The sequence below is a fragment of the Nonomuraea sp. NPDC001636 genome, assembly GCF_040298265.1.
Taxonomy (GTDB): Bacteria; Actinomycetota; Actinomycetes; order Streptosporangiales; family Streptosporangiaceae; genus Nonomuraea.
Window position 1 is genome coordinate 196,947 of sequence record NZ_JBEOZT010000022.1, and the last position, 9,758, is coordinate 206,704.

General features: G+C 73.3%; 9 protein-coding genes. 4 read left to right on the top strand and 5 right to left on the bottom strand.

What is annotated here, in order from left to right; genetic code table 11:
* Position 1: 1 nt before the first annotated feature.
* Genes ABT158_RS34545 through ABT158_RS34555 form a run of 3 tightly spaced genes read right to left on the bottom strand, consistent with a single transcriptional unit; the run spans position 2 to position 2,394 of the window.
* The gene (locus ABT158_RS34545) at positions 2-661 is read right to left on the bottom strand and encodes a transglutaminase-like domain-containing protein (protein ID WP_352360752.1); all 660 of its coding nucleotides are present in this window, start codon (positions 659-661) and stop codon (positions 2-4) included.
* Positions 654-1,817 (bottom strand): CU044_5270 family protein, encoded by a 1,164-nt coding sequence (locus ABT158_RS34550; protein ID WP_352360754.1) that lies wholly within the window; start codon positions 1,815-1,817, stop codon positions 654-656. The genes ABT158_RS34545 and ABT158_RS34550 overlap by 8 nt, the downstream gene beginning before the upstream one ends.
* Positions 1,810-2,394 (bottom strand): RNA polymerase sigma factor, encoded by a 585-nt coding sequence (locus ABT158_RS34555; RefSeq protein WP_352360756.1) that lies wholly within the window; start codon positions 2,392-2,394, stop codon positions 1,810-1,812. Before ABT158_RS34555 ends, ABT158_RS34550 begins: the two co-directional genes overlap by 8 nt.
* A 95-nt stretch (positions 2,395-2,489) precedes the next feature.
* On the opposite strand from ABT158_RS34555, the gene ABT158_RS34560 reads away from it, so the two are divergent.
* The 3 genes from ABT158_RS34560 (at position 2,490) to ABT158_RS34570 (ending at position 7,808) form a co-directional block, all read left to right on the top strand.
* Entirely contained in the window at positions 2,490-5,627 is a 3,138-nt protein-coding gene (locus ABT158_RS34560) for a S8 family serine peptidase (protein WP_352360758.1), read from the top strand.
* Positions 5,628-5,782: 155 nt separating this feature from the next.
* The gene (locus ABT158_RS34565; protein WP_352360760.1) at positions 5,783-7,321 is read left to right on the top strand and encodes an alpha/beta fold hydrolase; all 1,539 of its coding nucleotides are present in this window, start codon (positions 5,783-5,785) and stop codon (positions 7,319-7,321) included.
* 124 nt (positions 7,322-7,445) lie between these two features.
* A complete protein-coding gene (locus ABT158_RS34570) occupies positions 7,446-7,808 on the top strand; it encodes a cupin domain-containing protein (protein ID WP_352360762.1) in 363 nt (120 codons plus the stop codon).
* Positions 7,809-7,836: 28 nt separating this feature from the next.
* On the opposite strand, the gene ABT158_RS34575 is transcribed toward ABT158_RS34570, so the two are convergent.
* Entirely contained in the window at positions 7,837-8,493 is a 657-nt protein-coding gene (locus tag ABT158_RS34575; RefSeq protein WP_352360764.1) for an STAS domain-containing protein, read from the bottom strand.
* Here ABT158_RS34575 and ABT158_RS34580 point away from each other — a divergent pair.
* Positions 8,459-8,908 carry a hypothetical protein gene (locus ABT158_RS34580; RefSeq protein WP_352360774.1) on the top strand — a complete coding sequence of 150 codons (450 nt, stop codon included), beginning with the start codon at positions 8,459-8,461 and terminating at the stop codon, positions 8,906-8,908. The two genes, ABT158_RS34575 and ABT158_RS34580, sit on opposite strands and share 35 nt — an antisense overlap.
* 141 nt (positions 8,909-9,049) lie before the next feature.
* Here ABT158_RS34580 and ABT158_RS34585 read toward each other — a convergent pair whose 3' ends face one another.
* On the bottom strand, positions 9,050-9,658 hold the full coding sequence (locus ABT158_RS34585; RefSeq protein ID WP_352360766.1) for a cysteine hydrolase family protein: 609 nt from the start codon (positions 9,656-9,658) through the stop codon (positions 9,050-9,052).
* Positions 9,659-9,758: the final 100 nt, after the last annotated feature.

The window sequence follows — 9,758 nt, forward strand, 5'->3', positions numbered from 1 at the left end:
CCTAGGCGGAGCGCCGGCTCAGCACGGGATCGGCGACCAGCCGGGCCGGCAGGCACAACGTCTGGCCGTGCTCCCGGAACAGCTCGTCCCGGGAGCCGAAGTACCCCAGGTCCGCGCGGACCCGGGCGGACAGGTCGCACTGGGGCGAGGACGTGCCGTCCCAGTCCACGACCGTCCGGGTGACGGCGTCGAAGAGGGTCTCCGGGCCGTCGTTGCCGAAGCCGGAGGTGACGCACAGGCCGTCGAACAGCTCGGAGATCGGCACCCAGCCCCCGTCGAGCAGGAACTCCGGCCAGGCCAGGATGACGTCGTCGGGGACCAGCGCCCGCATCCGGGGGAAGCGCGAGTGCCAGAACGCGCCGTCGACCACCCGGCCCCTGACGCGGGTGGCGATCCCCCGGCCGCGGGCCAGCGCCTCCAGCACGGCCATGCGCTGGCTGCACGAGCCCCGGCCGCGGGCGACGGTCACGGAGACCGGCTGCTCGTCGTTCATCGCGTACACCGGGCGGATGGTCCGGCTGATCAGGCTGTGCGCGGCGCGTACCAGGGCGCGCGGCGGCGTCCCCGCTCCGGGGAGCCGTGCGGCCATGGCGGTGACGCGGGGGTGACGCCAATCGAGGATGGCCGTGGCGGCGGTGCCGGGTAATCCACCTTTACTCATGCTTGCCACGGTAGCCCGCCCCCTTCGGGGACGTGCCGCCATCCGCGTCGTAGCGCAGGGCCGGGAGCCGGGGCTCCTCGTCGGTCCAGGCGGCCGTCCTGATCGCCTCGTACGAGCGGTCCTGGCCGATCGTCGACTCCAGGGCCAGCGGCAGGCCGGTGGCGGTGTCCACGACGAACCGGTACCGCTCACCCGGCCCGGCCGGCCGGCTGACCGCCTGGCCCTTGCGGCCGAGCGGGTCGGTGGCCTCGCTCTCCGCGCTCGCCCCCGGGAGCGCGGCCAGCATCCGGTACGTCGCCGCCCGCACCTCCGGCGAGGTCGGGAAGTTCATGACGAGCCGCACGCCGGTCTCGAAGAGCTGGGCGTTCATGTCCACCCGCTCCTTGCCGTACCCCTTGGACACGACGCGTTCGAGGGTGTCGCGCAGCCCTTCCGGGGTGGTCGGCAGGGCGTTCAGGGTGGCGGGCGTCATGGGTGTGCCCAGCAGGGTGAGGGTCTTGCCGGTGTCGTCGCGTAGGGCGTCGCGCTCGCCGGGGCCGGCCTGCAGCTTCACCGGGGGCGTGCCTCGGCTCAGGGTCCAGGTTCGGGGGGAGCCGGCGGCGCGCCAGGCCGTCTCGTCCTCGGGCGTCGCCGGCTTGGCGCCGAGCTCCTGGCGGATCACCCAGGTGGGGCGGTCGGCCGTCTTGGGGAGCCAGAGCTCGATCGAGCGGGTGGTCTTGAGGGTGTAGTGGCCGCCGGGCGCGCGTTCGTACCGGCCGGCGACGCCGTCGCGCCTCCAGTACGCGCCGTCGCCCGCGTCGGGGGTGACCGAGCCGGCGGCGGCCAGCAGGATGTCACCGGCCGAGAGCCGGGCGGGCGCCGCGGACGCCGCGGGTGTCGAAGGCGTCGAGGGGGCGGTGAGGAAGGTGGCGGCCACGGTGACGGCGGCCGCCGCGGCCAGGCTCGCCCCCACGAGCGGCCAGCGCCGCCGGCTCCTCCCGCCGTCCCCCAGCGCCCGCAGCGCCGGACGCCGCTCCTCCCGGCGGACGCCGGCGTCCATGGGGGAGGCGTAGGCGTCGGCGAGGCGGGCGCGGCCGTCGGCCAGCACCTCGGGGGTGGGGGGCGGGGCCGCGTAAAGGTCGCGGATCAGGGTCAGGTCCTGGTTCAGGTCATCCACGGGAGTCTCCAAGCAGGGGATTGATGCCGCCCAGGGCGGCACGAAGCTTCCTTCTGATGCGGTTCAGCCGGGAACCGACCGTTCCCGAGGGGATGTCGAGGGCCTGGCCGATCTCCTGGTAGCTCAGGTCGGCCAGCGCCAGGAGCAGCAGGACGTCGCGGTCGGCGTCCGGCATCGCCTGCAGGGCCGTCACCAGGTCGTCCTTGACGCCCGCCGCGGCCAGCCGGCCGGCGACCAGGTCCTCGTGCCCGTCCTCGGCCTGTTCGCCGCTGAGCGTCCCTTCCGGCGCCCGTTGCATCGCCTGCAACCTCCGCAGCTCGCTCCTGCGGTGCTGGGCGACGACGTTGGTGGCGATGCCGTACAGCCAGCCGCGGACCACGCCACGGCCGGAGTCGAAGCCGGCCCGGCCGTGGAAGGCGGCCAGGAAGATCTCCGCGGTGAGGTCGTCGGCGGCCTGGGTGCCGAGGCGGCCGGCGACGTACCGGTGGATCTCGGGAAAGTAGCGGTCGTAGAGCACCCCGAACCGCTCGGGGAGGCGCAGGGACTCGGCGATCGCCTGCTCGTCCTCGACCGTCATGGTTTGTGTCACACCCCTACTTGGCGGGAGCGCCCGTCCTTCTTCACGCCCTCTCAGCCCGTGAAGAGGGGGCGGGCATTCCGCCAAGTAGACATGTGATCCTCAGAACGACAGCGGTCTCGCTGACCATCGCGCTCCTCGGAGCCGTCCCTTCCGGGCTGCCGGCCCCGCCGGGCGGCCCCGCACGTACCGTGACGCTGATCACGGGCGACCGGGTGAGTCTCGTCGCCGACGGCGTGCGCGTCGCGCCGGGCAAGGGCCGTACGGGCGTCGTCTTCAGCACGGAGAAGATCGGCGACCGGCTCCGCGTCGTGCCCGGCGACGCCGTCCCCCTGCTGGCCGCCGGTCGGCTCGACCCCCGCCTGTTCGACGTGACGACCCTGCTGGAGTACGCCCCCGGCGCCCTGCCCCTCATCGTCGCGGGCCCGGACGCCGCCCGCCGGCCGGGCCTGGCCGCCCATGGCATGGCGGTGACCCGCGACCTGCCCGCCGTGAACGGCGCCGCCGTACGCTTCGACGCCGCCGCCGGCTCCTGGCCGGACCTGCGGGCCTCGCTCGCCTCCGGCGCCGGGAAGATCTGGCTCGACGGCCGGGCGACCCTGTCGCTGGACGCCAGCGTCAAGCAGATCGGCGCCCCCGCCGCCTGGGAGAAGGGCCACACGGGCGCCGGGGTGAAGGTCGCCGTCCTGGACTCCGGCATCGACGACACCCACCCCGACCTGGCCGGCAAGGTGGCGGCCCGCCGGAACTTCACCGACACGGACACCGCGGCCGACCTCACCGGGCACGGCACCCATGTGGCCTCGACCATCGCCGGGACCGGCGAGCGTTACCGCGGTGTCGCGCCGGGCGCCACCCTGCTGGACGCCAAGGTGTGCGCCGACCGCTGGTGCGCGGAGTCGGCGATCCTGGCCGGCATGCAGTGGGCCGCCGAGCAGGGGGCCAAGGTGGCCAACCTCAGCCTCGGCTCGCCGGACACCCCCGGCCTGGACCCGCTGGAGGAGGCCGTCCGGACGCTGACCGAGCGGTACGGCGTGCTGTTCGTCGTGGCCGCCGGGAACTACGGCAAACCGGGCACCGTCTCCACGCCCTCCACCGCGGACGCGGCCCTGTCGGTCGGCGCGGTGGACCGTGCCGACCGCCTGGCCGTCTTCTCCAGCGCCGGTCCCCGCGCAGGCGACTCGGCGTTGAAGCCCGACCTCACCGCGCCGGGCGTCGCCATCCGCGCCGCGCGCGGCAAGGACTCCCCCGGCGACGGCCCGTACGTCGAGATGTCGGGCACCTCCATGGCGGCCCCGCACGCCGCCGGATCGGCCGCGATCCTGGCCGGGCTGCGCCCGGACTGGACGCCCGAGCAGCTCAAGGCCGCCCTCATGGCCACCGCCCGGCCGCAGCCCGGCACCGGGATCTACGCCCAGGGCGCGGGCCGCCTCGACGTGGGCCGCGCGATCGGCCAGACGGTGACCGCCTCCCCCGCGTCGGTCAGCTTCGGCGTGCTCGCCTGGCCGCACGACGACGACGAGCCGGTCACCAGGAAGCTCGCCTACCGCAACGACGGTCCTGAGCCGGTGACGCTGCGCCTGTCGGCGCGGGCCGGCGCGGACGTGTTCGAGGTGTCGCCCGGCACGCTGACCGTCCCCGCGGGCGGCCGGGCGGAGGCGACCGTCACCGCCGACACCCGCGGCGACGTGGCCGACGGGCCGCTCGGCGGCTACCTGGAGGCCACCGCCGGGGACGGCACGACCGTGAGCACGCCGCTCGCCGTGGTCAAGGAGGTCGAGAGCTACGACCTGACCCTCGACCGGCCGGGCGCCGCGGACGCGCTGACCACCCTCTACCGGACCGACGTCGACCGGAAGGACTGGAACCCGGTCGACGTCCAGCCGGGCGACAAGGTCACGCTGCGGCTGGCCAAGGGCACCTACGTCGTCGACAGCCGGACCACCGACGGCGAGGGTCTGACCATGCTCGTCCATCCCGGCCTGCGCCTGGACCGGGATCAGTCCCTGCGGCTGGACCCGGCTCAGGCGCGCCCGGTGTCCATCGCGCCGCCCGATCCGGCGGCCAGGCACCTGATGACCGAGGTGACCTACAGCGGCCGCACCCGGGACGGTTCCCCCTACTACCTGGGCGCGGAGGCCACCATGTTCGACGCCGCGCCCGGCATCCGCACCGCGCAGGTCGGGTCCGGCCGGTACGACCTGCGGACCAGGGTCGCCGGCCAGTGGGCGGTGCCGGGCCCGGACGGCGACCTGGCGGGCAGCGCTCAGGCGTACCGGCTGGCGTGGTTCGTCCAGGGGCAGGTGCCGACCGGCTTCAGCCGCCGGGTCGGGCGCGCGGACCTGGCCACGATCCGCAGGGACTACGGCGCCCCGGCGGGCCGCACGGACGCGAACGCCGCGAGCGCCGCCTGGCCCGCGGAGGGACGGTTCTACAGCATCCTGTTCGTGACCGAGTTCCGGCCCCCCTTCCCCCACACCGAGTACGTCAACACCGGCGGCGGCCTCCGCTGGCAGCACTACTTCATCGAGATGGGCCCGACCTGGGGAGCCGACCTGACCTCGATCCCCCGCAGGTACGAGGCGGGACACGCCTACGACGAGACCTGGAACCGCGGTGTCTTCGGTCCCGCGCCGGTCACCGAGGAGGGCGCTCCTCCCGTCTCCCGCGCGGGCGACGTGATCTCCGCAGCCCCCTTGCTGTACGCCGACGGGGCCGGTCATCCGGGGATGTCGAGCGTGTCCGGGGCGCGGATCGCCCTCTACCGGGACGGCGAGCCGGTGGCGGAGGAGCCCGGTCTGCAGGCGCGGTTCGGCGTGCCGGCCGGGGAGGCGGCCTACCGGCTGGAGGTGGCGGCCGAGCGCGGCCCGGAGCTGCTCTCCACCCGCACGGCGATCGCCTGGACGTTCCGCTCGGCCGGTGGCCGGGACGGCGCGCTGCCGCTGCCGGTCGTCGTCTTCTCGCCCGCGCTGGACCGGACGAGCGGCGCGCCCGCCGGCCGGGCGTTCGCGGTGCCGGTGTCCGTGCGCGGGCAGGCGGGGGCGGCGCGGGAGCCGGCCGTGGAGGTCTCCTACGACGACGGCCGCACCTGGCGGGCGGAAAAGGTCGCGGGCGGCGCCGTACGGCTGCGCCATCCGGCCGGGGCGGGCTTCGTCTCCCTGCGCGCCCGCGCCGCCGACACCAGGGGCAACACCGTGGAGCAGACGGTGATCCGCGCCTACCGGATCGGGTGATCCGCCGGTCCGGCGGAGGGCTCGGGGCGCGTGGCGCGCTCGGGCGACTTTGAGGAAATTTCCGATTTTGCCGTCATTTCCATCCACGAACCGCAATGATCAAGATCGGCCGGATGCCCACGGGGGGCGCACCGGCCGTTGATTGGAGCCCCATTTTGCGGAGAACACTCCCACTGTTCGCCACCGCCTTCGTGGCGCTGGCGGCGTTGATCCCGGTTCCGGCGGCGAGCGCGGCGACGACCGCGACCCCCGCCACCACCACGACGAACGCCATCACCTGGGCGCCCTGCGAGGAGGAGCCCAGCGCCGAGTGCGGCAAGCTGACCGTGCCCATCGACTGGGCACAGCCGAGCGGGCCCTCGATCGACCTCGCGGTCGCGCGGCGCAAGGCCACCGACCCGGCCGCCAGGGTCGGCTCGCTGGTGATCAACCCCGGCGGTCCGGGCGGGTCCGGCGTGGAGGCCGTCTACGGCGCTCCCGGGTCCTACACCGAGGAACTGCAGCAGCGGTTCGACATCGTCGGCTTCGACCCGCGCGGCGTGGGCCGCAGCCACCCGGTCATCTGCTCGGCGTCGGTCTACAACCAGATGCCGCCGACCGTCATGCGCAGCCAGGCCGACTTCGACGCCTGGAACGCCTTCACCAAGAAGCTGCACCCGGACTGCCGGGCCCGTACCGGCCCGCTCTACGACCACGTGGACTCCGTCTCCGTGGCCCGTGACATGGACGCCCTCCGCGCCGCCCTCGGCGAGGAGAAGCTCACCTACTACGGCATCTCGTACGGCACCCTGATCGGCCAGATGTACGCCGAGCTGTTCCCCGGCCGCATCCGGGCGCTCGCCCTCGACAGCAACATGGACCACAGCCTCGGCGTGAAGGGCTTCTTCGCCACCGAGGCCCTGGCCGTCGAGGACGGCTTCGACCAGTTCGTCGGCTGGTGCGAGCAGGACACCAGTTGCGTGCTGAACGGCCGCGACATCCGCGCGATCTGGAAGAGCCTGCTGGACAAGGCCCGCCGCGGCGAGCTGGTCTACCCCAGCACCGGTCAGCGGATGACCGAGCTGCAGGTCATCTACAACGCCGCGCTGGGCAACGAGGGACCCGACTGGCGCACCCTGAGCGAAGTGATCAACTGGCTGAACGGCGGCCCGGCCCCCGAATGGGTGCCCCCGCTGCCCGGCCGGGGCCCGGTGGAGGGTGACGTCGCCGAACTGCCGACCCGGATCCTTTGCCAGGACTACAACCTCAAGGTGAACAGCTACGCCGAGTACGCCGACCTCATGCGTACCGCCGGCCTGCTGGCGCCGGACACGAAGTACCACCCGTACCCGACCGACGACCTGCCCATCTGCCTCAACTCGGGCGCCCCCGCCAACCCGCCGCACTCGCTGCGGTACACCGGCCAGGCCCCGCTGCTGCTCGGCAACTCGATCCACGACCCGGCGACGCCGTGGATCTGGGCGGCCAACGCCACCCGCCAGCTCGGCGCGAAGGCCGTGCTGCTCACCTACGAGGGCTGGGGTCACCGCATCTACGGCAAGGACAAGTGCCAGACCGACATCATCGACCAGTACCTCATCGACCTGAAGGTGCCGCCGCAGGGCACCCGCTGCGCGGTGGGCACGCCTGAGGAGACGCTCAAGAAGCAGACGAAGCGGGCGTGGCCGTCCGACTCGCTGCCCTGGGCCGGATAGTCAGCACGTCATGGGTACGGCCCCGTCGCGGGCCGTACCCATCCCCACAAAGGGATATTTGCCCTGGCCAACCCCTCGGTATGGACAATTCAGCGTAAGAAGGTAGCTGACGAGGGGGTGAGCCATGATTGAGGTCAAGAGCATCGACAAGCCCGACGAGCGGCGCGACTTCCCGAAGGGCCACCTGGAGATCTGCGAGCTGAGCGGCCTGACCTTCGGGGTCGCCACGTTCGAGCCGGGATGGCGTTGGTCGGAGTCCGTCAGGCCGATCGCCGGCACGTCGTCCTGCCAGGTGCACCACAACGGCTTCGTGGTCTCGGGCCGCATGCGCCTGCGCATGGACGACGGCACCGAGGCCGAGGCGGGGCCGGGCGAGGTCTTCGTCTGCCCGCCCGGACACGACGCCTGGGTGGTCGGGGACGAACAGGTCGTCCTGTACGACTTCGCGGGCGGCGCCGCCGACTACGCCAAGGCGAGGAACGGCTGACGCCGCGCGCACTGCGGACGGGCGCCGCCTAGGCGGGCGCGTGCGACCGTCTGGGAATGATCTCCTCCAGCGCCTCGGCGACGGTGGCGCGTACGCCGAGACGTCCTTCCAGGCCGGTGATGCGCATCAGTCTGGCCGGTTGCGGGGTCGGCGCGGCGACCATCACCGTCCGTCCCGTGGCGGTGATGCGTTTCCACGCGCCGATCAGCGCGCCGAGTCCGGCCGAATCCATGAAGCCGACGTCGGACAGATCGATCAAAGTGACGGCGGCCGGCGTGCCGTCGAGATAGCCGGTCGCCCAGTCCTCGATGGCGCCGGCGGTGTGCAGGTCAAGGTCCCCGGCCGGATGCAGCACGACCGTTTCTCCTGCGGAGTTCGCCAGGAGCCGGAAAGTGTCCACTTTCACTGCTATCACTTCCCTTCTTGGTCCGCTCTCCCCTGCCCATCGGCCGACAAACCCCGTGACCTGCCCGCCGGACGCAGCGCCGCTGCTCAATGCGGATTTTTTCGCGAAGCAATTAGCGGTGCTCCGCGCGGCCATTCCAGGTGCGAATGCGCGGCCATTTCTTCGACGCCGGACGCATGCCCATACATAAGTAAAGAAATGCTGGGCAGCGGCAATGAAACGTGATCGCCGACGTTCGAGGAGAGTGAGAACCATGGTCCTGCTCGGCCTGCTGCTCATGGTCGCCGGGTCGGCCGCCGTGGTCGTCCTGTTCACCCAGACGACGACCACCGCCACCGCCGCGCTGACGCTGATGGGCGTCACCTTCCGGGTGGGCGACCTGGAGCTGTTCGCCGCGGGGGCGGCCACCGCGGCCGCGTTCATCTTCGGCGCCTTCCTGATCGCCGCCGGGACGGGCCGCAGGCTGGCCCGCCGCCGCGAACTGCGCCGCCTGCTGGCCGAGCGCACCGGCGACCGGCCCGCCACCGACCAGCCCGCCACCGACCAGGACGAGCGCCGCACGACGGACCGGCCCGCCGACCGCCTGGTGGCCACCGGGCGCACCGCCGACCGGCGGCCCGACGCCTCCGCCGCGCGTCACCGGACGCCGGCCGACCGCCTGACCGCCGGCCGCCGCCGCCCGGCCACCGGCTGACCCCGCGGCCCGGACTGGACTCAGGTCACCGACGCCCCGGCCCTTCGCCCGGGCCGGCATCGATCAGTCCTCTTCGTGTCGCGGGAAGCCGTCACGTGGATGACGGATCCCGAGCCGGAGAGGTGACCGGCCGGGGACGGGTCAGGCGGGCAGGGCGTCGGTCGTGGGGACCACCAGGCCGAACAGGTCGCCGATGGTCGTCAGGGCGGCCTCGTGCAGCACGTCGGCGGGCAGCGGCGCGCCGCTCGGGCCGGCCAGTGCGCGGGTGGCGCAGGCGTCGGCGACGACCGTGGGGCGGTAGCCCAGCCGGAAGGCGCCCTGGGCGGTGAAGGTGACGCACATGTGGGTCATGAACCCCGCCAGGACCAGGTCGGGCCCGGCCTCCATGCCCGCCAGGACGTCCTGGAGCTCGGTCTGGTGGAAGGCGTCGGGGAACGTCTTGACCACCACCGGCTCCCCGTCGCGCGGCGCGACCGGCGCGCTGATCGCCCCGATCTCGGCGCGGACGTCGTACGGGCTGCCGGGGCCGCCGTCGTTGACGACGTGCACGACGCGCGCCCCGGCGGCGCGGGCACGCTCCAGCAGGCGGGCGCCGGCCGCGAGAGCCTGTCCGGCGTCCGGCAGGGCCATGACGCCGGTGCTGTAGGTGTTCTGGTAGTCGATCAGCACGAGGGTCGAGTCGGCCAGCCGGGCGGGCTCGGCCGGCAGGCCGACGACCTGGCGCAGGGTGGGCGAGACGGTGCTGCTCATGGCAGGGGGTTCCTAATCAGTTCTGGGAGTAAGCCATCCGGCAGACTCCTTGGTGGTAGCCGCCGGCAGGTGAGCACTCCGGTTTCCTGGACGGTGAGTC

Coding starts and splice junctions, on each gene's coding strand:
- ABT158_RS34585 (WP_352360766.1), bottom strand. CDS start 9,658: ATGAGCAGCACCGTCTCGCCCACCCTGCGCCAGGTCGTCGGCCTGCCG.
- ABT158_RS34570 (WP_352360762.1), top strand. CDS start 7,446: ATGATTGAGGTCAAGAGCATCGACAAGCCCGACGAGCGGCGCGACTTC.
- ABT158_RS34575 (WP_352360764.1), bottom strand. CDS start 8,493: ATGAGCAGCAGGCCGAGCAGGACCATGGTTCTCACTCTCCTCGAACGT.
- ABT158_RS34545 (WP_352360752.1), bottom strand. CDS start 661: ATGAGTAAAGGTGGATTACCCGGCACCGCCGCCACGGCCATCCTCGAT.
- ABT158_RS34555 (WP_352360756.1), bottom strand. CDS start 2,394: ATGACGGTCGAGGACGAGCAGGCGATCGCCGAGTCCCTGCGCCTCCCC.